Raw genomic sequence first — 22,045 nt, 5'->3', positions numbered from 1 at the left:
GACCTTTTTATAATAAACTATTGGTTTAAATTTTTTAAACCACTCCTTGATCTAACATAGCATCTGCAACTTTAACAAAACCTGCAACATTTGCTCCTTTTACATAATCAATATAACCATCTGCTCTTGTACCATAAGTCACACAAGATTGATGAATGTCATTCATTATCGTTTGTAGTTTTTGATCAACTTCCTCTCTGGTCCAATTTAAACGCAATGAATTTTGACTCATTTCTAACCCTGAAGTTGCAACACCTCCAGCATTTGATGCTTTTCCTGGAGAAAATAGCACTTTAGCGTTTTGGAAAGCTTCAATAGCTTCAGGAGTTGTAGGCATGTTTGCTCCTTCAGCTACAGCCACTACTCCATTATTGATTAAAGCACTAGCTTCATCTTCATTTAATTCATTTTGTGTTGCACATGGTAAAGCAATCTCACATTTTACAGACCATGGTCTTTCACCTGCGTGATATGTTGCAGAACTATAAGTGTCAACATATTCGCTTATTCTTCCTCGTTTCACATTTTTAAGATTCATAATAAAAGCTAATTTATCAGCATCTATTCCATCTGCATCATGAATATAACCTCCAGAATCAGACATTGTAACAACTTTTCCTCCTAGTTGGGTTGCTTTCTGACAAGCAAACTGAGCTACATTACCAGATCCAGAAATGGCAATGGTTTTACCACTAATGGTGTCATTTTTTGTTTGAAGCATATTTTTAGCAAAATACACACAACCGTAACCAGTAGCTTCAGGACGAATTAAAGAACCTCCATAAGACATTCCTTTTCCAGTTAACACACCTGTAAATTCATTTTGCAATCTTTTGTATTGACCAAACATGTATCCAATTTCTCTTCCGCCTACACCAATATCTCCAGCAGGAACATCTGTATTTGGGCCAATATGTCTGAATAACTCTGTCATAAATGATTGGCAAAAACGCATGACTTCATTATCACTTTTTCCTTTAGGGTTAAAGTCTGAACCTCCTTTTCCTCCTCCCATTGGAAGTGTTGTTAGAGAGTTTTTAAACACTTGTTCAAAACCTAAAAACTTAAGAATACTCAAATTAACCGAAGGATGAAAACGCAATCCACCTTTATAAGGCCCAATAGCTGAGTTAAATTCAACTCTAAATCCTCTGTTAACTTGTGTATTACCTTGATCATCAACCCAAGGAACTCTAAAAATAATCGTGCGCTCTGGCTCAACCATACGCTCTAATAGCATTTTTCCCTGATATTTAGGATTCTCTTCAATAAAAGGAATTACTGTTTCTGCAACTTCATGCACTGCTTGTAAAAATTCGGTTTCATGACCGTTTTTTTCTGTTACAAGATTTAAAAAAGCTTCTATTTTATCTTTCATCTATTAAAATATTAATAATCTACGTTGATTTTTAAAACACAAAGATACATTATCTTTAAAATTTACCCATATCTTTTTTGATATTCCCAATACTTATCTGCTATTAATATTTATAATATAATCTAAAAACAGCAAGTGATATTACTTTTGTTTGGTAGTTAGACCAGTTTTTATATATTTGTTAACTAAATACGCCCTTGGTAATTTGAACCCTATGACGTTTAATTTTAAACAATTAACATTTGTATTCGTTTTTATAATGGGTATGAATGGAGTATATGCTCAACTCGGCTTCTCACACGAAATAGGTGTAATTGCTGGACCAGTAGCGTTTCAATCTGATTTCGGTGTACGTAATGATTTTGAGACGAACTCTGGTAATACAGGCATTGGTATTGGTATTGTTCATTACATAAATTTTGCTTACAGAGCAGATTGTAACTGTTACTCTACAGACACTTTTTTTAACGATCACTTTAAACTTAGAAATGAGATTTCTTGGAATAGAACCAAATTAAACCACTTTGGAGAATGGGTAGATCGTGCATCTACCAATATAGAGTATGAAAAATTACGACAGCATTCTGGTGTGGCAAACAATTTTGATATTGGTACTCAAATAGAATTTTTTCCTAAAAGCATTCGTTCGTTTCAGGCATTTAGCTACTCATTTGCACCATTTATTAGTTTAGGTGTGCATTTTACTTCGTACAATCCTGAAGTTGAAACTTCTTTTGGTGATAAAAATATTGACAACGCTGACAATTTTTTCGGTGGCTGGAAAAATGCCGCTAATCCTAATGTTAATGAAGATCCTTTTTTGTTTGATGAAAGTGGCACCACATGGTCTATTGTTGGAAGTATTGGTACACGTTATAAGTTAACTGTACTTTCAGATTTAATGGTTGATCTTAGATGGCAATATTACTTTAGCAATCAAGTTGATGGTTTAGATCATAATTTAGATTCAAACAAAGCCAATGACTGGTTAGTATGGTTAAACTTTGGATACATCTATTACTTAGATTAAAAAATAAAAAATCAATAAAAAAGGTCAAGTTTTACTTGACCTTTTTTATTGATTATTGGTTAGTTTCCTATAGCTTGTGCTAAATCTGCAATTAAATCGTCTTTATCTTCTATACCAACACTTAATCTAATTAAAGAATCTACAACACCTATTTTTTCTCTTTCTTCCTTTGGTATGCTAGCATGCGTCATACTAGCTGGATGACCAACTAAAGACTCTACTCCTCCTAAAGATTCAGCTAGAGTAAATAGCTTTAAGCTTTCAACAATTTTAATAGCGTTTTCATAGTTATTTCCTTTGGTGGTAAACGATATCATCCCTCCAAAATCATTCATCTGCTCTTTGGCTATATTGTGATTTGGATGACTTTCAAAACCAGGCCAATACACCTTTTCAATTTTTGGGTGATTTGCTAAAAATGCTGCAACTGCTTTTCCATTTTCACAATGACGTTGCATTCTAACGTGTAAAGTTTTAATTCCTCGTAAGGCTAAAAAACTATCTTGAGGTCCGCAAACTGCTCCACTTGCATTTTGAATATAATACAAACGATTAGCCAATTCTTTATCTTTAACAATTAATGCTCCCATAACTAAATCACTGTGACCTCCAAGGTATTTTGTAGCAGAATGCATCACAATATCTGCTCCTAAATCTAAGGGTTGTTGTAAATAAGGTGTCGCAAACGTGTTATCTACAGCAAATAACACTTTATGTTGTTGAGCTATTTTAGCAGTAGCTTTAATGTCTATAATATTCATCATTGGATTGGTTGGTGTTTCTACCCAAATCAGCTTCGTTTTTTTAGTGATATAAGTCTCTATTTGAGATGCGTTATTCATTCCAACAAAATGAAAAACAATTCCAAACTTCTTAAATATACTTGTAAACAACCTATAAGTTCCTCCATATAAATCATTAGTAGAAATAACTTCATCTCCAGGTTGCAATAACTTTATCACAGCATCGATAGCTGCTAAACCAGAACCAAATGCCAATCCGAAATTTCCATTTTCAATACTTGCCAAAGCATTCTCTAAGGCATTTCTCGTTGGATTATGCGTTCTTGAATACTCATATCCTTTGTGCTTACCAGGAGTCGATTGCGCATATGTTGACGTTTGATAAATTGGTGGCATCACGCTTCCGTAAGCAGGATCATGTTGTTGACCTCCATGTATGGTTTTGGTGTTAAATTTCATAAACTCTATTTTCTGAAATGGTTTTAATCTATTACAATAAGCAACAAATTAAAACTTTAATTCGTTGTATTCAAATGTATATAATACCTTTATTGAATGTTTAACACATTGCACAAGATTTTGAAAAAAACATTTATTTTAATAATTACTTTGAGCCTAGTTTTCTCTTGTAGTGAAGAGATAAAAATTGAATTTAAAGAAGATCATTTTGAAGCGTCTAAAGATGCAGAAATCTCTATAAATTATCCTAAAGCCGAAGGAGACAATGCAGTTTCTGAACTTATTAATACCACGATTCAAAATTATATCGTAAATCAAATGAACTTAGGCGAAGACTCCTTAACCAACCTTTCAATTGGTGATGCGATAAAGCGTTTTAATGCTGATTTTGTAAGTTTTAAAACCGATTTCCCAGAGAGTTCTCAAAAATGGGAAGCCTTTATTGATGGTGAAATTACGTATCGCTCTACTGAGATTATTTGTATAGCAATAAATTCATATTTAGACACAGGTGGAGCACATGGAAATACGAATATTACATTCTTCAATTTTAATCCGCAAACTGGTAAATTATATTCTAAGACTGAATTGTTTAATACTATAGATGCTCTTTCAGAAATAATCGCCAAGCAATTAAAAGAAGAGCTTAAATCTGATGTTTCAATGGAAGCTATTTTCTTCGGAAAAGATTTTCAGCTTCCAGAAAGTTTAGGTTTTAGTGATGAAGGCCTGATTGTATTATACAACCCTTATGAAATTGCATCCTATTCGCAAGGTATTATTGAATTTACAATTCCTTATGAAGACATTAGTTCTTATTTAAATAAGCACTAATCTGCTTTTTTGGCTAAACGCTTTATTATGGGTTCAACCGTTAACCCTTGACCAATTATAGAAACAACGACAATAATATAAGTAATAACAAGAAATAATTCTCGATGCATCTCTCGAGTAAGACTTAATGCTAATGCGATAGAAATACCACCTCGTAATCCTCCCCAAGTCATAATTAAATTGGTATTAGGAACAAACTCAAGTTTCTTAGCATAGAATTTAATTGGAAGCCATAACGATAAATATCTACAAAGTAAAACTATTGGCACAGCAATTAAGCCAGCCATAATATAGTTAAATTCAAAGGTTAATACTAACATTTCCATACCAATCATAACAAACAGGATGGTATTTAAAAGCACATCTATCAACTCCCAAAACTTATCGACATAAGCTTCGGTGATTTCAGACATTGATGTGTTTCTAATGGTATCATGACCAACAATAAGTCCAGCAGTTACCATAGCTAAAGGCGCAGACATGTGTAGTTTATGAGCTAAAAGACTTCCTCCCATTACAGTTGCAATGGTAATAATAACTTCAACTTCATAATTATCAATAGACTTCAATAGCTTATAAGTAAGATATCCTAAAATGAGTCCGAGTATAATTCCACCTAAAACCTCAACACCAAACAATTGTAATATTTCAGTAACATCAACAGCTTTATTGGGAGCTTTAGCGATAGAGAATATGGTTAAAAACACAACAACTCCAACGCCATCATTAAACAAAGACTCTCCAACAATTTTAGCCTCTAGTTTTTTTGGTGCGTTTGCCTTTTTTAAAATTCCGAGTACTGCAATTGGATCGGTTGGAGATATTAATGCTCCAAACAATAAGCAGTAAATAAAATCAATATGAAAGTCAAACAGACCAAACATATAATACATAAAAATTCCAACCAAAAATGTAGACACTAACACACCAAGTGTTGCAAAAACAAGCACAGGAGCGCGTTGAATTTTTAACTGATTAAAATTGGTGTGCAAAGCACCTGCAAACAGTAAAAAACTCAGCATGATATCTAGTAGTACTGTTTTAAAATCAATTTGAGAAATCAATTCTTTTTCACGAAGTAATAAGGTGTCATCAAATTGACCTATAGCTACAATTACTATAGTAAACACAATAGTTATCAGCATTAACCCAATCGTTATTGGAAGCTTTAAAAACCTGACATTTATATAACCAAAAAGTGCAGATATAACCATTAAAATTGATGCAATAGCATAATAATCCATGTGCCTGTAAATTTTCGTTAAAAGTAACTAATTTTCTTTTTAAATCTAGTTACTTTGCAGCAACAAAATTACTGTCTTTAAAGCTTTATAATCATGAAAAAAGTATACCATCTTAAAACATGTAATACCTGTGAAAGAATAATAAAAACATTAAACCTACCTAATGATTTTAGTTTTCAGGAGATAAAAACCGAAGCCATTACAGTAAAACAAATTGAGCATCTTAAAAATTTAGCTGGTAGTTATGAAGCATTGTTTAGTCGACGAGCAAAGCTTTATAAAGACATGGGACTTAAAGACATGAATTTAAGTGAAGCCGATTACAAACATTATATTTTAAATCATTACACCTTTTTAAAACGTCCTGTTATTGTTGTAAAAGACAACATTTTTATTGGTAATAGTGCTAAAACCGTAGAATCCGCTAAGGCTTTTATCCATTCTCATGAATAGTAGAAAATTTGCATTACTTGCAGTATTTTTGGTTCAGCTTTTATATGGACTAAACTATACGTATGCCAAAACTGTAATCAATGAAGGCTTTATTCAATCATTTGCTTTTGTACTTTTAAGAGTTGTTGGAGCTACACTATTGTTTTGGTTGTTTGGTTTCTTCTTTAAAAAAGAAAAAATCGAAAAAAAGGACTTTATAACTATATTTTTTGCCGCACTTTTTGGAGTTGGCATAAATATGCTTCTGTTTTTAAAAGGCTTAGAATTAACTACACCAATTCATGCTTCAGTAATTATGACCATTACTCCTGTAATTATATTGGTTTTATCTATTTTCTTTCTTGATGAAAAACTAACAAAGTTAAAGGTTATGGGTATCATTTTCGCCTTTTCTGGAGGTGTTTTACTTACTGCCTTAGGGAAATCAACTAGAGTTGGTGACAATGTAGCCTTAGGAAATTTATGCATATTTATAAATGCAATTTCTTACAGTATATATGTTATTATTATCAAAAAGCTAACGGCTAAATACCATCCGTTTACGTTTATAAAATGGTTATTTTTATTTGGTATTTTGTTTACATTACCTTTTGGATATCAAGAAACTTTAGAAATACAATGGCATACCTTTACGCCTTATATATGGTTTTCAGTATTGTTTGTAATTATTGGTGCAACTTTTGGAACCTACCTCTTAAATCCATTAGCACTTAATTCTTTAAAAGCATCTACAGTAGGAACCTTTATTTATTTACAACCTGTTATAGCTGGTGTATTTGCAATTATAATGGGAGTTGATGCTGTAAGTCCAATTAAATTAGGAGCAATGGTTCTCATTTTTTCAGGTGTTTATTTGGTGACTAAAAAACCAAAAGCTTCAGCTTAAATCCTTAGGAGCTTTTCCTGCAGACCTCATTTCGTCCTTAGTAAGTTGCCTAAAATCATCTGTCTTTGGAAGATCCATCAATTTATGTTGTAGTTCTGTAGGTAAAGCTGTCAGTTTTCTTTGCTTAAGATCAATCCATGATCCTGTAATATCACAAGTTGCAAGATGTTTCCCTTGCTTGTTATAAAAATTGTGCTCAAATTTAAAAAACTTACCATTTTCGCTCAATCCAGAAACAGCTAAACTAACATCAATCGTATCACCAAGAAAGGATTCTTTGAAGTAATACACCTGTTCAGAAAATACTACAGGTCCAATTCCGTTATCCAATAACTTTTTAATTGGTAAGCCATTTTCTTTTAAAAATTCAACACGAGTATGACTCATAAAGTTAACATAAGCTGAATTTGCCAGATGACCATTAGCATCAACATCGCTCCAACGTATTTCAAATTCCTTTTTATACATCTTTTAAAATTTTAAAAACGCAAAGTTAAAGCTTTAAACATAGGAGATGAATTAAAACATGATGATTTTGCTTACCTTTGTTCAACTTTTTTAAATCGCATATGATACAATCAATGACTGGTTACGGAAAATCTGTAATACAACTTCCAACCAAAAAAATATCTATTGAAATCAAATCTTTAAATAGTAAAAATTTAGATCTCAATGCCAGAATGCCATCACTTTATCGTGAAAAAGAATTAAGTATTAGAAAACTAATCGCTTCTAAATTGGTAAGAGGAAAAGTTGATTTTTCACTGTTTATGGAAATTACAGGTGAAGAAACCTCAACACAAATTAATAAAACAGTAGTCAATCAATACATCAAACAATTAAAAGATGTTGTTGATGGTGACGATACCGAATTATTAAAAATGGCCATCAGACTTCCAGATGCTGTAACAACCGAACGTGATGAAATTGATGAAGGTGAATGGAAACAAATTGCTGAAGTTATTGATGACAGTATTTCAAAAATTCAACAATATAGAATTGATGAAGGTAAAAGTCTTGAAACCGACTTTATAGCTCGAGTGGAGAACATTTCTAATTTATTAGAAGACGTTATTAAAATGGATCCAGAGCGTATTGAAGGTGTTCGCGAACGATTAAATAGAGGTATTGCCGAAATTAAAGAAAAAGTTGACGAAAACCGATTTGAACAAGAACTGGTATATTATATCGAAAAATTTGATATTACTGAAGAAAAAGTACGTTTAAAAAATCACTTAGAGTACTTTTTAAAAGCGCTAAAATCTAACGATTCTAACGGAAAAAAATTAGGATTTATCGCTCAAGAAATGGGACGAGAAATCAATACCATTGGTTCAAAATCTAATTATGCACCAATGCAAAAACTGGTCGTTCAAATGAAAGATGAGCTTGAAAAAATTAAGGAACAATTATTGAATGTGCTTTAATAAATTAACAAACACAATTGTCATTATAAGCAAAGTGAAAAACCTCATAAAAAACGTTTCAACTGCGTTCAACGTGACAATATAAAACACCCAAACATACTCTGTGTCAGAAATAAAAAACATAAAAAAAGGCAAACTAATTGTATTTTCAGCACCTTCAGGTTCTGGAAAAACAACTATAGTAAGGCATTTATTAAAACAAGAAGAACTCAATTTAGAGTTTTCAATTTCGGCAACGTCTAGAGAAAAACGCGGACAAGAAATTGATGGTAAAGACTACTACTTTCTTGATTTAAAAGCGTTTAAAAACAAAATTAAAAACGACGAGTTTTTAGAATGGGAAGAAGTGTATCGCGATAATTTTTATGGCACTTTAAAAACCGAAATCGAACGCATTTGGGCTAAAGGTAAACATGTTATTTTTGATATAGACGTATCTGGAGGTTTACGTATTAAGAAAAAATTTCCTGAAGAAACCTTAGCCATTTTTGTTAAACCACCAGATTTAAACGAACTTATTATTCGACTAAAAGAACGTGGTGAAGAAAGCCCAGAAAAAATTAGCATGCGAGTTGCTAAAGCTCCTGCAGAATTAGCAACTGCACCTTTGTTTGATGAAATTGTTCTCAATAAAGATTTAGAGGTAGCATTAGAAAATGCTTATAAATTAGTATCAGATTTTATAAACGATTAGCTCATGAAAATAGGTTTGTATTTCGGAACATTTAATCCTATTCATGTTGGACATTTAACTATAGCTAACCATTTAGCAGAATACAGTAACTTAGACAAAATCTGGTTTGTGGTAACACCTCATAGTCCGTTTAAAAAGAAAAGTTCGCTTTTAGATAATCGTCAGCGTTACCAAATGGTCTATCAAGCCACAAAAGATTATTTAAAATTAGAGCCTAGCGATATTGAATTTAATTTACCTCAACCTAACTACACCATTAACACATTAACTTACCTTCAAGAAAAATATCCTAAGGACGAGTTTGCACTAATTATGGGAGAAGACAATCTAAAAAGTTTTCATAAATGGAAAAACTATGAACTCATTTTAGACAATCACGACATTTATGTGTATCCTAGAATTTCTGAAGGAAAAATCGACACTCAGTTTAACGAGCATCCTAAAATTCATAACATTTCAGCTCCTATCATGCAATTGTCTTCAACATTTATAAGAAAATCTATCAAAGACGGAAAAAATGTTAGACCAATGCTACCTGAACACGTTTGGGAATATCTAGATGAAATGAATTTTTATAAATAACGACAAAAGTCACTCAATACCCAAAGCACACCAAGTAACTAATTATGAAAGACAATCGTATTATAAGTTATATAAAAAATGTATTAGAGCATTCACCAAGTAATTGGCTAAATCTAACAACTCACAGACTTGACATTTACAACGAAGCATTAGCTAAAACAGAATTTTTAGAGCAGTTTGAAACCTTATTTAATCAAAATAATTATGAAACTGCTGCGCTTAACCAATTGCCTACAGCTTACGATTATATTCGATTAGGTCATCCGTTATCTTGTGTGTTAGAATGGGCAATTGCTCGTTGCCATAACTTAAACGCAGAACAAGTTATTAGTTTTTCGTCAAACACGATTCCTGTACTAGCAATTCTAAGACAGAATTTATTAGCTAATAAAAACACGCTTATTTTATATAAAGACAGTTTACCTGAAGCCTTTAATATGGAAGTTTTAAAAGCTGTTTATGGCTATACTTTTGAATTAAAAAAAGTAGATGCTTTAGATGAAGTTTCAAAGTTTGATGGAAGCACTATTTTTATTTCGGAAGACAATACGTTTTCATTTGAAGAACTTCATCCTAATATCGACTTTTTTGTAAGTTTTTACGATGCCTTAGGAAGTGTATTGCTAATAAATGGCGCTCAAAACAATGCTTATGTTTCAGACATTCAACATGTAAGACGACGAGAAACCATTGCAATGACGCCAATTAACTGTCTTGAAACTTTAAAAATTCTTACCGAAACACCTTCAGTTAAACCACAATATAACAGTAATAATAACTCTGTGGTTTTAGAGACTATTAAGTCTATTACAGGAACAACAACAAAACCTTTAGTTGGATCAAGCGGACTTTCCATTCAGTATGCCATTATGATGGGATTAGTACAACATGCGCAAGAGCATCATAAAGGAAAAGCTATTAAATTTGTGGTGCCTCCTAATTGTTATGGAGGTACAAACGACCAAGCGAGACGCATAGCTGCTTGTTTTAACAATGTAGAGGTTATGGATTTACCTGTTGATGGTGATCATGATATGGTACAAAGTATTGAAATGGTTTTAAACAACATAGCCAAAGAAGATGCTGTTCCTTTTATTATTGCCGAAATCCCAACAAATCCAAGAGTTGAAGTTCCAGATCTTTTACAATTAAAAGCAACGCTTGAAAAAGTTCGCCATACTTCTACTGGCAATATTGCTATCGATCCTGTTTTTATTTTAGATCAAACCTTTTGTCCGAATGTTCATTTTTTAGGCGATGGCAAAGTACTTTCAACGGTTCGAACTATTTCTTATGCTAGTGGATCAAAATTTCCAAGTGGTGGACAATGCACTGCTGGTTATTGTGTAGGTAATACTAAAGCTGAAACCTTAATGAAATACATTGAAACACATTTGATGCTTTGTGATAATGAAGCAACGCCTCATCAAATGGAAATTTTAGCCAAGCAATTACCTTCAATGAATCAACGAATTATTGATGCTTATAAAAATACTCGAGAATTTGTAAACTTCATTCAAGACACTTTACCAGAAGCAAAAATCAATTTTGTTTCCGAAGCCTTAGCAAAACAAGGTTTTATGCCTTCAGTATTTTCATTAGACCTTCCAACTAAAGGCGCAACTGCTGAAGACAAAGAAACTTATAAAAGAGCCTTAAATCATAAATTGATTCATTTAATGATTACCGAAATTCCTAACGAAAGTAAATACTGTGTGAGTTATGGTCAGCTTAAAGGATGCTATTGGACAATTCCTGCAACATCAACACAAGGAACCACTAAAGAAGGTGATAAAGATTATATTGCTCGTGTAGCCTTATCGCCAAATATGGATCTTGAACGTCACAAAAATGTGTTCTTAGAGTTTGTTAAAAGTATAGCTTAACCTTAAAAATGATAATAGGCATTTTCTAAATGCTCAATATCAAATTGATGCTGATTTTTTACAATAGCAACAATATCAAAACGTACCTCAACATCGAGTTGATTTGATGTCACATAATGATCTACTGCTTTTACAATACGTTGAATTTGTTTCGGTTTTAAAAAATCTTGCGGATTACCAAATGCATTAGTAGAACGTGTTTTTACTTCAACAACAGCAAGCACATTTTCTTTTTTGGCTATAATATCAACTTCGGCTTTTTGAAACATAAAGTTGCGTTCAAGAATTTCATAACCTTGTTTTAGCAAAAATTCTACTGCTAAATCTTCGCCTTGTTTTCCTAAATTGTTATGATTTGCCATACGATGAATTAATTATTGTTTTGACACCTCTAACTTATAACCAACACCATGAACGTTGCTGATTTTTATGGAAGCATCTTCCTTCAGTTTTTTCCTCAATTTAGAAATATAAGTATCTAAACTTCTACCAACAAAAACGCCATGATCTTCCCAAACGCGTTTAGACAATTCATCTCTTTTAACGACTTCATTTAAGTTGTCACATAAAATTTCTAAAAGTTCACATTCCTTTTTTGAAAGACTAATTTCTTTTTCAACATATAACAATTTACTCTGATCTTTATCAAACTTATAATTCCCAATTTTATAACATAAAGAATCATTTTGTGACTTTAATTTTTTCTTCTTTTGCCTATTTAAAACTCCAAAAACTACAATTACTGGTAATATCAACCAGAGAAAAATCATTGAAGAATGCTTGTCGTCGTTTTGAAAGCCTATTTGAATCGTATAACATTTTGAAGGTAAATCACGTCCACCACATGGAATAATGCTTTCCTCCTCTGTATTCTTCATTTTATAACTATAAGCAACTTCATTATCAATACACTGAAACACCTCAACATAATACGCATTGGGTAAATTCGCTTTCGCGATACTTTTTTCTACAAAATTAACTAGGCTGTCTGGTTGTATAGAAAGCTGTTGCTGAAAGGATAATTCGTACGTTTTAGAATCAATTTTTTTAATAGGTAACACTAAAGACGTTGAATCTTGATTAGATAGCAATAACTTATTACCAATATCTCGAAGTGCTATTTTGGTGATCTCTATTTGCGAATCCTCCTGATGGCAAGAGGATAAATTTAGAATCGAAAATACAATAAGAACGATATAAATGTGTCTTTTCATAAGCTCTACAAATAAATGATAAATATGAGAAACATGTAGTCAATTCACATTTATTTTGCACTTTTTTGACATTTAAAACTGAATGGTTTGAAGTACTATTTGTGGTTTAAAAATTATTACAATCTACTATTTAAAAATAACTGACGACGAATCTTTCTCAACCTTCAATTCAACTACTTTACCTAATACCATAGCACGATTGTCTTGTTCGTGACCTGCTGGCATATTAAAGGCTATCGGAAAATCGTAGTCTGCTAAAGCATCTAAAACCAATTGTTCTACAGACGTTCCCCAAAGTGTGGTGTTTTTTCTAAGTTTACTCATATCACCAACAATCACACCTTTACAGTTATCAAAATAACCAGCTCGTTTTAAACTCTGAAGCATTCTATCAATATGGTATTTGTATTCGCCAATCTCTTCAATAAACAAGATTTTTCCAGACATGTCCAAACTTGTTTTTGAACCTAACATGGTATGCAACATCGTTAAATTACCTCCTACTAGTTGCCCAGAAGCAACTCCTACTCTGTTATAATTTGAACCTTCTAAAGTATAGTTTACAGGATTGCCAAAAATGGTCGATTTAAACGTTTCAAGAGTTGCCTTTATATCATTCAAATCTTTAGTTAAACTCACACACATCAAGGCATGAATCGATTGATAACCTTCGTTATGAATTTGATTGTGTAAAGCAGTAATATCACTATAACCAATAATCCATTTCGGATGTTTTTTAAATGCTGTATAATCTAATTTATCGAGTATTCTAACAGTTCCATAACCTCCTCTTGCGCACCAAATCGCACTAACTTTTGGGTCATCTAAAGCCTTTTGAAAATCTTCACAACGCTCATCATCTGTTCCTGCAAAATGATCGGCTTTACTAAAAACATATTTTCCAACAATAGCATGTAAACCCCAACTTTCTAACAGTGCAACAGCCTGTTCTACTTCATCATTTCGATTTTTTAATATTCCTGAAGGTGCAACTATTGCTACTGTATCTCCAATTTTTAAATAAGGTGGTTGTATCAAAGCGGTTTGATTTTGCTGAATTAATTCCTCTTGAGCACTAAGATTTCCGAAGTAAAAAAACACACAACTCAAGAACAAAAAACAATGAATTTTCGACATAATGTAAAAGTACATTTTTTTTCCAAATCGCTCTTAAAATATGTACTTTTGTGGCTTTATTTTAAATACTTAATGATTTAAGTAAATTGTCTCCTCGAGCATTATCAAGAATGAAAATATAGTTTCATTTACAGATAGAAGCGCAGCTTGCGAGAGGTAAAAAACAGGTCTCGACTGCGCTCGACCTGACATTTAGTTTATAAAAATGAATACTCCAAAAAGATATACAATTACTGCTGCTTTACCATATACTAATGGTCCAATTCATATTGGTCACTTAGCTGGTGTTTATGTTCCTGCAGATATTTATGCGCGTTTTAAACGATTAACAGGAAATGATGTCGCGTTTATTTGTGGTAGTGATGAGCATGGTGTTCCTATTACAATTAAAGCTAAAAAAGAAGGTGTAACACCTCAAGATATTGTAGATAAATACCATGCAATTATAAAACAATCGTTTGAAGATTTCGGAATTACATTTGATAACTACTCACGTACTTCTGCTAAAATTCATCATGAAACTGCTTCAGAGTTTTTTAAAACTTTGTATGATAAACATGAGTTTGTCGAAGAAGTCACGCAACAGTTATACGACGAGGAAGCCAATCAGTTTTTAGCCGACAGATTCGTGACTGGAACTTGTCCGAAATGTGGACATGAAGATGCTTATGGTGATCAATGTGAAAACTGTGGCTCGAGCTTAAATGCTACTGATTTGATTAATCCTAAATCGGCTATTACAGGAAATGTACCAACTTTAAAAGAAACCAAACATTGGTTTTTACCACTCAACAAACATGAAGAATTTCTTAGAGAATGGATTTTAAAAGGTCATAAAAAAGATTGGAAACCTAATGTTTACGGACAAGTAAAATCGTGGATTGATGATGGTTTACGTCCAAGAGCTGTAACCAGAGATTTAGATTGGGGAATTCCTGTTCCTGTTCCAGGAGGCGAAGGCAAAGTATTGTATGTTTGGTTTGATGCGCCTATTGGATACATTTCGGCGACCAAAGAATGGGCTCAACAAACAGGAAAAGATTGGGAACCTTATTGGAAAGACAAAGACACCAAACTTCTACACTTTATTGGTAAAGATAATATTGTATTTCACTGCATTATTTTTCCGTCGATGCTAAAAGCTGAAGGCTCATACATTTTACCAGATAATGTGCCAGCTAACGAATTTTTAAATTTAGAAGGCAATAAATTGTCGACCTCTAAAAATTGGGCTGTATGGTTGCCAGATTATTTAAAAGACTTTCCAAATCAGCAAGATGTGTTGCGTTATGCCTTAACTGCTAACGCTCCAGAAAGTAAAGACAATGATTTTACTTGGAAAGATTTTCAGGCCAGAAACAATAATGAGTTGGTTGCTATCTTCGGAAACTTTATCAATCGTGTTGTAGTTTTAACGAATAAATATTATGATGGCATCGTTCCAGAACCTTCAGTGTTTTCTGAAGTTGATGAAACCACTTTAGCTGCAGTAAAAGCGTATCCAGCTGTTATTGAAAGTTCTATAGAGCGTTATCGTTTTAGAGAAGCCTCTCAAGAATTGATGAATTTAGCACGACTAGGAAACAAATACTTAGCCGATGAAGAACCTTGGAAATTAATCAAAACCGATGAAGCTCGTACAAAAACGATTATGTTTGTTGCGCTTCAAATAGCAAGCGCTTTAGCCACTTTAAGTGAACCGTTTTTACCGTTTACTTCTGAAAAGCTTAAACAGATTCTTCGCTTAGCTCAGAATGACAATAAGGTCAGTTCGAGTGATTCGACAAAGGAGAATTGTATAGAGAACTTATGGACAGAAATTTCATCTAAAGACGTTTTATTGCCATCTGGCCATACCATACAACAAGGAAAACCAGAACTGTTATTTACTAAAATAGAAGACCAAACCATTCAAGAGCAACTCGATAAATTAGAGGCTAGCAAAAAAGCCAACGAAGCTGCCAATAAAGAAGTTGAACCACAAAAGGACACCATCACTTTTGAAGATTTTACAAAACTCGACATTCGTGTTGGTACTATTTTAGAAGCCGAAAAAATGCCAAAAGCAAAAAAACTTTTGGTTTTAAAAGTAGATACAGGAATCGATACCAGAACCATAGTTTCTGGAATTGCTGAAAGTTTTACACCTGAGGAAGTAATTGGAAAACAAGTGACTGTATTGGTAAATCTAGCTCCTAGAGCTTTACGAGGTGTAGAAAGTGAAGGCATGATTTTAATGACCGAAACACCTGAAGGAAAACTAGTATTTGTAAATCCGGATAATGCTGTAAAAAGTGGTTTGCCAATAAGCTAACATGCTCAAAATAGCACACCATCCCATTTACAAACACCCACTACCCGAAGGTCATCGTTTCCCGATGTTAAAGTACGAGTTGCTTCCTGAACAGTTACTTTATGAAGGCACTTGTTCTGAAGCTAATTTTTTCAAACCTAAAATCCCAGAGTGTGAACACATTCTTCGGGTGCATACCCAAGCGTATTATCAAGATTTAAAACAATTAACGCTAGACAAACGCGCTGCTCGAAAAATAGGCTTTCCTTTAAGTAAAGCATTAATAAAACGCGAAATTATTATTGCAGATGGCACTATTAAAGCAAGTGAATTTGCATTAAACCATGGTGTTGCTATGAATATTGCTGGAGGCACTCACCATGCTTATACTAATAGAGGAGAAGCCTTTTGCTTATTAAATGATCAAGCCATTGGCGCACGATACCTTCAAAAACTAGGTTTAGCAAAAAGCATTTTAATAGTTGATTTAGATGTACATCAAGGTAATGGAACTGCTGAAATTTTTCATGACGACGACTCTGTTTTTACCTTTTCTATGCATGGTAAAGCAAATTATCCGTTTAAAAAAGAAACAAGCGATTTAGACATTGCTTTAGAGACAAACACAAAAGATGAGGAGTACTTAATCATTCTAAAGAAAACACTTCCAAAATTAATTCAGCAACAACAACCAGATTTTATTTATTATCTCTGTGGTGTAGATATCATAGCCTCAGACAAACTTGGCAAACTTGCTTTATCTATTGAAGGTTGTAAAGCACGCGACCGTTTTGTTTTAGAAACCTGTAAGTTAAATCGTATTCCTGTCATGTGTAGTATGGGAGGAGGTTATAGTCCAGAAATTAAAACTATTGTTGAAGCGCATGCTAATACCTTCAGGCTTGCACAAGAATTATTCTTTTAAAAGAGAATAATTCCAAATAACGAACAGGCATTTCATTTGTGTTGATATCTGCCTATCTTTGTAAAAAACAAGACCGTTATGTTATCAAAAACCATAGAAAACGCATTAAATAAACAAATTCGCATCGAAGCAGAATCTTCACAAGTCTATTTGGCTATGGCTGTTTGGGCTGAAGTAAAAGGTTTGGAAGGCATTTCAAATTTTATGTACGACCAATCAGACGAAGAACGTGAACACATGCTTAAATTAATCAAGTTTGTTAACGAACGTGGTGGACACGCTCATGTTTCAGAATTAAAAGCGCCAAATGTAACTTTTAGTTCTTTTAAAGACATGTTTGAAGACCTTCTTAAACACGAAATTTTTGTTTCTGAAAGCATTAATGAACTCGTTCATATTTCATTAGAAAACAGAGATTATGCAACCCATAATTTCTTACAATGGTATGTCTCTGAACAAATTGAAGAAGAAGCAACAGCCAGAACTATTCTTGATAAAATTAATATGATTGGTGACGACAAAGGTGGATTGTACTTATTTGATAGAGATATTCAACAATTAAGCGTTGTAAGTTCTAATGCCATTGATCCAACTGCTGGATAAATGTTAAATATTTATTTAGATTAAATTTAAATAGTTACTTTTGCGTCATTGTTTAGTTCAATGGGCAAAAAAAAGAAAGACAAAAAACTTAAAAAAGAGCGCATTAAAGTGCTTCAATCGTCTGGCTTTGATACCTTAGGCAAGGTAAAATCTAAATGCTGTAAAAAGTATAAAAAGTCGGAATTTAAGCGTTGTAAAAAATGTCCTTGCTTCGACTTAATTAAAAAAGTAGCCTAACTTCTCACTTCATATTGTAATGTTTTATTCGCTAAGTAGACTTAGTGAACATGACACATCATTTTAAAGAGTTTTCAACTAACGCAATTTTCACTATTGGAAATGAAGCCGATCTTGAATCCTTCAAATCTCCTAAGCAAACCGAATTATACACCTTTATTTGGGCTCAAAACGAAGCTATTGATGTTGTAATAGATAGTATTCCGTTGACTATAAAACCACATAGCATTTTAGCCTTAACACCAATTCAATATTTACAATATATAGATGGACAAAATGCAATTGTGTATCAGTTTAACAGAGAGTTTTATTGCATTAAAGATCATGATGAAGAAGTGAGTTGTGTTGGAATTTTGTTCTTCGGAAACATTAACATTCCAATTATACATTTAGATAAAACAGAGCAGCATAAATTTCAAATACTTCACGAAGTTTTTATTGAAGAGTTAGAGACCAAAGATAATATTCAAGCAGAAATGTTAAGAATGCTAATGGCAAGATTTATCATTAAAAGTACACGTTTGCTTAAAGCTAAAGAAGGTATTGCTGAAACTGCTAAAAGCTCTAAAGTTGACTTACTACGTTCGTTTAATTTTTTAGTAGAGCATCATTTTAAAACGGAACATAGTGTTGGTTTTTATGCTGAAAAGTTATTTAAGTCACCAAAAACACTTTCTAATAACTTTGCCAAACTCAACCGAAGTCCCTTACAAATCATTCACGAACGTATTGTACTAGAATCTAAGCGACTGTTAATGTACACCAACAAAACTTCAAAAGAGATTGCCTACGAGGTTGGTTTTGAAGACGCTTCACATTTAAGTCGTTTGTTTAAAAAGTATACTTCGCTTTCGCCTTCAGACTTTAAAAAACAACACAAAGCTTCCGTTTAGGAAAAATTGACAAGTCTTAGGGTAAATTCTTCATTCTTTCACCACAACTCTATCCGCATCTTTGCATTGTAATAATTAAAACAATTATAAGATGAAAACACGAAACAACTCTATTTTCAATCTCATTGAAATATTTAGAAAAAGTCCTAAACGAATTATAAACACTTTGCAAGTTAAAGAAGCACATTGTGAGCACAAACACATTCACGATTACTATTGTGATGCTGAAAGACCTCATATAAGCACATAATAATTGTAAAGGGAAAAATTGACATGTTGAAAGGAAAATCATTCATTTTAAAACCTTTAGTCATGTTGCAACTTTGTACTCACAAAACACATCAAAATAAATAATAACATTCTGAAAGATTTCAGAACTAAAAATTGAAAAATTATGAACACATTTAATGTACCAACAAGAGAAAACGTAAGCACTAACAACCAAGCGATTTTTGACAACTTAAATAAGGCTTTGGGCTTTGTACCAAACTTATTTGCAACTTATGCACATAGCGATACAGCACTTGAAAACTACTTAACATTTTCAAATGCTAAAACTTCATTATCTGCAAAAGAAAAAGAAGTGGTCAACTTAGCTGTAAGTCAAGTAAATGATTGTATCTATTGCTTATCTGCTCACACAGCAATTGGAAAAATGAACGGATTTACAGATGCTCAAATTTTGGAGTTAAGAGCTGGATTTTCTTCGGTAAATTCAAAATTAGATGCCTTAGCAAAATTGGCTAAAAACATTACAGAAAACAGAGGAAAAACAGATGATACTGTTTTAGAAAACTTCTTTAACCAAGGTTACACAAAAGGAAATTTGATTGATGTTATTTCATTAGTTGGAGACAAAACCATTTCAAATTATATACACAGTACAACAAAAGTACCTGTAGATTTTCCGGTAGCACAAGCGCTTGAACTAGAATCTATTTAATCATAAACCATATAAAATTAAGAATCATGAAAAAAATCATTTCAACACTGGTAATCATCTTAGCATTTACACTTGGAACAAATGCACAAGACAAAATGATGAAACATTCTAAAGCAACTGTAGTGTCTTTAGAACAAACTAAAGGAGAATTTACTCAAAAAGAAGTCACTTTAAAAGAAGGCGCTTATATTTTTGAAATTAAAAACAACAATGTTGGGCATCAAGTAGGTTTTGTTTTAGTGCCAAAAGGAAAGGATGCTTCAAAACCCGAAAACCATATCAAGACTGCTTACGTTACAAAAGCAGTAGATAATAATACAACTGAAAGTTCAAATGTAACACATTTAGAAAAAGGAGAATACGTGTATTTTTGTCCGATGAATCCAACACCACAATATACTTTAACAGTAAAGTAAATTGCTATTAGATTATAGATATAAAAAGAGTGTCATTTATGATGCTCTTTTTTTCTAAATGCTAAATATCTTAATGCATCTCTATATAATTACTACATTTGCAGTGTTAACTATTTAAATTACATCTTATGTATAGTACGCTTCAAATGATTCATTCTTATTGGGCTTATTTAGTTTTAGCTATGATTATTATTGCTAGCTTAAATGCATTGACTAAGTTTTTTGGAAAAAAAGAATTTCATGCTATTGATTTTAGAATTTCCCTTTTTACACTTATTGTAACACACATTCAAATCCTAATTGGTTTAGTTTTATATTTTATATCTCCATTGGGATTAAAAAATATTTCAAATAACGGAATGGGTGGTTTGGATTCTTTTGGAAGGCTGTTAGCCGTAGAACATCCTTTCATAGGAATTTTAGCTGTTACTTTAATAACTATAGGTTATTCAAAACACAAAAAGAAACTAACTTCAACTCCAAAGTTTAAAGTTTTAGCCATATTTTATACCTTAGGTCTTATACTCGTTCTAACAAGAATACCTTGGTCTAACTGGTTTTAATGATTAATAAAAAAAGCGCAAATTACAATTTGCGCTTTTTTTTATTATAATTTGACATTATACTTATTGATTTTCAGCTTCTTTAACAAGATACACGTATACAGGAAAGTGATCACTAAATCCGTTTGTAAATCCTCCATTAGAAAAACTTCTCAAAGGATAACCTTTATAACGTCCATGCTTACTAATTAAATAATTACGGTTATAAATTTCTGCTTTATAAAACCTATACGACGAGTAATCTTTTTCTAATAAAGGCTTCGAAAACATAATTTGATCAAACAAACTCCAGGCATCTCTATAAGCAGTTGTTCCTAAACCATCTTTTCTAAACATGTTCTCATAAGGATTATAAATTCCTTTTAAACCAACCTCTTTTCTATCACTTTTAGCTCCAATTACTTTCTTTACGCTATCGTTTGTTGGGTCATCATTTAAATCTCCCATAATAAAAATCTTAGCATAAGGATCAATAGATTGCAATGAATCGCTTAAACGTTTACTCACTTTTGCAGCAGCCACACGTTTTGGTCTACTTCTAGCTTCGCCTCCACTTCTTGATGGCCAGTGATTTACTATGACATGAATAAGGTCTCCATCTAATTCTCCTGAAACCAATAATTGATCTCTAGTTTGTTTTCGTTTTCTAGTTCTATCATCAAATATTTTCACTTCATGCGAACTATGACTTATTGGTCTGAATAATTTCTTTTGGTATAATAATGCAACATCAATTCCTCTAGCATCGGGAGATTCGTAATGAATAATTCCATAGTCTCTACCAACTAACAAAGAGTCGTTTACAACATCTACCAAAACTTGCCTATTCTCTACTTCACAAACACCAATAACTGCTGGAGAATTTCCTGTAACATCTAATCCTATATCTGCAATAACTCTTGCCATATTGCGTACTTTCTTTAGATATACTTCTTCTCTATTAGCCTTCATTTCCATAATTGGACTTCTTTCATCAAATTTGGTTGTATCATTAACTGCATCAAACAAATTTTCTAAATTATAGAATGCAACAGTATGAACTTTAAAGGTTTTTTTCTTCTTTTCTTCTTGAGAAAATCCAATTAGTGTCACAAAGAAGCATAAAAATGCTATTGGAAAATGTTTTAATTTCATGGTTTAAATATTATGTTATTGTTATATCTAATCAAATCTTGCGCCAAAAGTATATATTTATTATAAATAAT

General features: G+C 32.4%; 24 protein-coding genes. 16 read left to right on the top strand and 8 right to left on the bottom strand.

All coding sequences use genetic code 11. From position 1 onward, the window contains the following. Positions 1–34: 34 nt before the first annotated feature. Positions 35–1,378: an NADP-specific glutamate dehydrogenase gene (gene gdhA, locus ACP15M_RS07620; protein ID WP_425076594.1), complete on the bottom strand. Its 1,344-nt coding sequence runs from the start codon at positions 1,376–1,378 to the stop codon at positions 35–37. A gap of 214 nt (positions 1,379–1,592) precedes the next feature. On the opposite strand from gdhA, the gene ACP15M_RS07615 reads away from it, so the two are divergent. Further along, positions 1,593–2,408 carry a THC0290_0291 family protein gene (locus tag ACP15M_RS07615; protein ID WP_425076593.1) on the top strand — a complete coding sequence of 272 codons (816 nt, stop codon included), beginning with the start codon at positions 1,593–1,595 and terminating at the stop codon, positions 2,406–2,408. Positions 2,409–2,467: 59 nt separating this feature from the next. Here ACP15M_RS07615 and ACP15M_RS07610 read toward each other — a convergent pair whose 3' ends face one another. Next, positions 2,468–3,610 (bottom strand): cystathionine gamma-synthase, encoded by a 1,143-nt coding sequence (locus ACP15M_RS07610; RefSeq protein ID WP_425076592.1) that lies wholly within the window; start codon positions 3,608–3,610, stop codon positions 2,468–2,470. Between the two features lie 150 nt (positions 3,611–3,760). Between ACP15M_RS07610 and ACP15M_RS07605 the strand changes: the two genes are divergently transcribed. Continuing rightward, complete coding sequence (locus ACP15M_RS07605) at positions 3,761–4,444, top strand: DUF3298 domain-containing protein (protein ID WP_425076591.1); 684 nt, start codon at positions 3,761–3,763, stop codon at positions 4,442–4,444. Here the strand turns inward: ACP15M_RS07605 and ACP15M_RS07600 are convergent. Next, on the bottom strand, positions 4,441–5,688 hold the full coding sequence (locus ACP15M_RS07600) for a cation:proton antiporter (RefSeq protein ID WP_425076590.1): 1,248 nt from the start codon (positions 5,686–5,688) through the stop codon (positions 4,441–4,443). The genes ACP15M_RS07605 and ACP15M_RS07600 overlap by 4 nt on opposite strands. A gap of 93 nt (positions 5,689–5,781) precedes the next feature. Between ACP15M_RS07600 and ACP15M_RS07595 the strand changes: the two genes are divergently transcribed. Both ACP15M_RS07595 and ACP15M_RS07590 read left to right on the top strand, forming a co-directional pair. Continuing rightward, positions 5,782–6,141 carry an arsenate reductase family protein gene (locus ACP15M_RS07595; RefSeq protein ID WP_425076589.1) on the top strand — a complete coding sequence of 120 codons (360 nt, stop codon included), beginning with the start codon at positions 5,782–5,784 and terminating at the stop codon, positions 6,139–6,141. Then, complete coding sequence (locus ACP15M_RS07590; RefSeq protein WP_425076588.1) at positions 6,134–7,027, top strand: DMT family transporter; 894 nt, start codon at positions 6,134–6,136, stop codon at positions 7,025–7,027. The genes ACP15M_RS07595 and ACP15M_RS07590 overlap by 8 nt, the downstream gene beginning before the upstream one ends. On the opposite strand, the gene ACP15M_RS07585 is transcribed toward ACP15M_RS07590, so the two are convergent. Beyond that, positions 7,019–7,495 (bottom strand): acyl-CoA thioesterase, encoded by a 477-nt coding sequence (locus ACP15M_RS07585; protein WP_425076587.1) that lies wholly within the window; start codon positions 7,493–7,495, stop codon positions 7,019–7,021. The two genes, ACP15M_RS07590 and ACP15M_RS07585, sit on opposite strands and share 9 nt — an antisense overlap. A gap of 101 nt (positions 7,496–7,596) precedes the next feature. Here ACP15M_RS07585 and ACP15M_RS07580 point away from each other — a divergent pair, with 101 nt between their 5' ends. From ACP15M_RS07580 to ACP15M_RS07565, 4 genes are all read left to right on the top strand, one after another. Beyond that, a complete protein-coding gene (locus tag ACP15M_RS07580) occupies positions 7,597–8,454 on the top strand; it encodes a YicC/YloC family endoribonuclease (protein ID WP_425076586.1) in 858 nt (285 codons plus the stop codon). Positions 8,455–8,557: 103 nt separating this feature from the next. Next, positions 8,558–9,148, top strand: coding sequence for a guanylate kinase (gene gmk, locus ACP15M_RS07575; protein WP_425076585.1), 591 nt, complete (start codon positions 8,558–8,560; stop codon positions 9,146–9,148). Between the two features lie 3 nt (positions 9,149–9,151). After that, positions 9,152–9,730: a nicotinate (nicotinamide) nucleotide adenylyltransferase gene (gene nadD / locus ACP15M_RS07570; RefSeq protein WP_425076584.1), complete on the top strand. Its 579-nt coding sequence runs from the start codon at positions 9,152–9,154 to the stop codon at positions 9,728–9,730. A 44-nt stretch (positions 9,731–9,774) separates the two neighbouring features. Then, positions 9,775–11,616 (top strand): cystathionine beta-synthase, encoded by a 1,842-nt coding sequence (locus ACP15M_RS07565; protein ID WP_425076583.1) that lies wholly within the window; start codon positions 9,775–9,777, stop codon positions 11,614–11,616. Between the two features lie 2 nt (positions 11,617–11,618). Here the strand turns inward: ACP15M_RS07565 and ACP15M_RS07560 are convergent, their stop codons facing one another. The 3 genes from ACP15M_RS07560 to ACP15M_RS07550 form a co-directional block, all read right to left on the bottom strand. After that, positions 11,619–11,978, bottom strand: a complete 360-nt coding sequence (locus ACP15M_RS07560; protein WP_425076582.1) for a YraN family protein — start codon at positions 11,976–11,978, stop codon at positions 11,619–11,621. A 12-nt stretch (positions 11,979–11,990) separates the two neighbouring features. Further along, a complete protein-coding gene (locus ACP15M_RS07555) occupies positions 11,991–12,830 on the bottom strand; it encodes a winged helix-turn-helix domain-containing protein (RefSeq protein WP_425076581.1) in 840 nt (279 codons plus the stop codon). Positions 12,831–12,956: 126 nt separating this feature from the next. Beyond that, positions 12,957–13,967 carry a S66 peptidase family protein gene (locus tag ACP15M_RS07550; protein ID WP_425076580.1) on the bottom strand — a complete coding sequence of 337 codons (1,011 nt, stop codon included), beginning with the start codon at positions 13,965–13,967 and terminating at the stop codon, positions 12,957–12,959. Positions 13,968–14,172: 205 nt separating this feature from the next. On the opposite strand from ACP15M_RS07550, the gene metG reads away from it, so the two are divergent. From metG to ACP15M_RS07510, 8 genes are all read left to right on the top strand, one after another. After that, positions 14,173–16,281 carry a methionine--tRNA ligase gene (gene metG, locus ACP15M_RS07545; RefSeq protein WP_425076579.1) on the top strand — a complete coding sequence of 703 codons (2,109 nt, stop codon included), beginning with the start codon at positions 14,173–14,175 and terminating at the stop codon, positions 16,279–16,281. A gap of 1 nt (position 16,282) precedes the next feature. Next, positions 16,283–17,185, top strand: coding sequence for a histone deacetylase family protein (locus ACP15M_RS07540; protein ID WP_425076578.1), 903 nt, complete (start codon positions 16,283–16,285; stop codon positions 17,183–17,185). Between the two features lie 78 nt (positions 17,186–17,263). After that, positions 17,264–17,788 (top strand): ferritin, encoded by a 525-nt coding sequence (locus ACP15M_RS07535; RefSeq protein WP_425076577.1) that lies wholly within the window; start codon positions 17,264–17,266, stop codon positions 17,786–17,788. 287 nt (positions 17,789–18,075) lie between these two features. Next, entirely contained in the window at positions 18,076–18,918 is an 843-nt protein-coding gene (locus tag ACP15M_RS07530; protein WP_425076576.1) for a helix-turn-helix domain-containing protein, read from the top strand. 91 nt (positions 18,919–19,009) lie between these two features. Beyond that, positions 19,010–19,168 (top strand): hypothetical protein, encoded by a 159-nt coding sequence (locus ACP15M_RS07525; protein ID WP_425076575.1) that lies wholly within the window; start codon positions 19,010–19,012, stop codon positions 19,166–19,168. A gap of 144 nt (positions 19,169–19,312) precedes the next feature. Continuing rightward, positions 19,313–19,861 (top strand): carboxymuconolactone decarboxylase family protein, encoded by a 549-nt coding sequence (locus tag ACP15M_RS07520; RefSeq protein WP_425076574.1) that lies wholly within the window; start codon positions 19,313–19,315, stop codon positions 19,859–19,861. A gap of 26 nt (positions 19,862–19,887) precedes the next feature. Then, positions 19,888–20,277 carry a cupredoxin domain-containing protein gene (locus ACP15M_RS07515; protein WP_425076573.1) on the top strand — a complete coding sequence of 130 codons (390 nt, stop codon included), beginning with the start codon at positions 19,888–19,890 and terminating at the stop codon, positions 20,275–20,277. Between the two features lie 128 nt (positions 20,278–20,405). Beyond that, a complete protein-coding gene (locus ACP15M_RS07510; RefSeq protein ID WP_425076572.1) occupies positions 20,406–20,840 on the top strand; it encodes a hypothetical protein in 435 nt (144 codons plus the stop codon). 63 nt (positions 20,841–20,903) lie between these two features. On the opposite strand, the gene ACP15M_RS07505 is transcribed toward ACP15M_RS07510, so the two are convergent. Next, positions 20,904–21,974: an endonuclease/exonuclease/phosphatase family protein gene (locus ACP15M_RS07505; RefSeq protein ID WP_425076571.1), complete on the bottom strand. Its 1,071-nt coding sequence runs from the start codon at positions 21,972–21,974 to the stop codon at positions 20,904–20,906. Positions 21,975–22,045: the final 71 nt, after the last annotated feature.

The sequence above is a fragment of the Psychroserpens sp. S379A genome (assembly GCF_049800755.1).
Taxonomy (GTDB): Bacteria; Bacteroidota; Bacteroidia; order Flavobacteriales; family Flavobacteriaceae; genus Psychroserpens.
Note: the sequence above shows the minus strand (reverse complement) of the source record. Positions and strands in the feature narration are given on the sequence as shown.

What these genes read in the sequence shown, in the direction of transcription:
- gdhA (WP_425076594.1), bottom strand. Translation starts at nt 1,378, where the DNA reads ATGAAAGATAAAATAGAAGCTTTTTTAAATCTTGTAACAGAAAAAAAC.
- ACP15M_RS07615 (WP_425076593.1), top strand. Translation starts at nt 1,593, where the DNA reads ATGACGTTTAATTTTAAACAATTAACATTTGTATTCGTTTTTATAATG.
- ACP15M_RS07610 (WP_425076592.1), bottom strand. Translation starts at nt 3,610, where the DNA reads ATGAAATTTAACACCAAAACCATACATGGAGGTCAACAACATGATCCT.
- ACP15M_RS07600 (WP_425076590.1), bottom strand. Translation starts at nt 5,688, where the DNA reads ATGGATTATTATGCTATTGCATCAATTTTAATGGTTATATCTGCACTT.
- ACP15M_RS07595 (WP_425076589.1), top strand. Translation starts at nt 5,782, where the DNA reads ATGAAAAAAGTATACCATCTTAAAACATGTAATACCTGTGAAAGAATA.
- ACP15M_RS07590 (WP_425076588.1), top strand. Translation starts at nt 6,134, where the DNA reads ATGAATAGTAGAAAATTTGCATTACTTGCAGTATTTTTGGTTCAGCTT.
- ACP15M_RS07585 (WP_425076587.1), bottom strand. Translation starts at nt 7,495, where the DNA reads ATGTATAAAAAGGAATTTGAAATACGTTGGAGCGATGTTGATGCTAAT.
- ACP15M_RS07580 (WP_425076586.1), top strand. Translation starts at nt 7,597, where the DNA reads ATGATACAATCAATGACTGGTTACGGAAAATCTGTAATACAACTTCCA.
- nadD (WP_425076584.1), top strand. Translation starts at nt 9,152, where the DNA reads ATGAAAATAGGTTTGTATTTCGGAACATTTAATCCTATTCATGTTGGA.
- ACP15M_RS07565 (WP_425076583.1), top strand. Translation starts at nt 9,775, where the DNA reads ATGAAAGACAATCGTATTATAAGTTATATAAAAAATGTATTAGAGCAT.
- ACP15M_RS07560 (WP_425076582.1), bottom strand. Translation starts at nt 11,978, where the DNA reads ATGGCAAATCATAACAATTTAGGAAAACAAGGCGAAGATTTAGCAGTA.
- ACP15M_RS07555 (WP_425076581.1), bottom strand. Translation starts at nt 12,830, where the DNA reads ATGAAAAGACACATTTATATCGTTCTTATTGTATTTTCGATTCTAAAT.
- ACP15M_RS07550 (WP_425076580.1), bottom strand. Translation starts at nt 13,967, where the DNA reads ATGTCGAAAATTCATTGTTTTTTGTTCTTGAGTTGTGTGTTTTTTTAC.
- metG (WP_425076579.1), top strand. Translation starts at nt 14,173, where the DNA reads ATGAATACTCCAAAAAGATATACAATTACTGCTGCTTTACCATATACT.
- ACP15M_RS07540 (WP_425076578.1), top strand. Translation starts at nt 16,283, where the DNA reads ATGCTCAAAATAGCACACCATCCCATTTACAAACACCCACTACCCGAA.
- ACP15M_RS07535 (WP_425076577.1), top strand. Translation starts at nt 17,264, where the DNA reads ATGTTATCAAAAACCATAGAAAACGCATTAAATAAACAAATTCGCATC.
- ACP15M_RS07530 (WP_425076576.1), top strand. Translation starts at nt 18,076, where the DNA reads ATGACACATCATTTTAAAGAGTTTTCAACTAACGCAATTTTCACTATT.
- ACP15M_RS07525 (WP_425076575.1), top strand. Translation starts at nt 19,010, where the DNA reads ATGAAAACACGAAACAACTCTATTTTCAATCTCATTGAAATATTTAGA.
- ACP15M_RS07520 (WP_425076574.1), top strand. Translation starts at nt 19,313, where the DNA reads ATGAACACATTTAATGTACCAACAAGAGAAAACGTAAGCACTAACAAC.
- ACP15M_RS07515 (WP_425076573.1), top strand. Translation starts at nt 19,888, where the DNA reads ATGAAAAAAATCATTTCAACACTGGTAATCATCTTAGCATTTACACTT.
- ACP15M_RS07510 (WP_425076572.1), top strand. Translation starts at nt 20,406, where the DNA reads ATGTATAGTACGCTTCAAATGATTCATTCTTATTGGGCTTATTTAGTT.
- ACP15M_RS07505 (WP_425076571.1), bottom strand. Translation starts at nt 21,974, where the DNA reads ATGAAATTAAAACATTTTCCAATAGCATTTTTATGCTTCTTTGTGACA.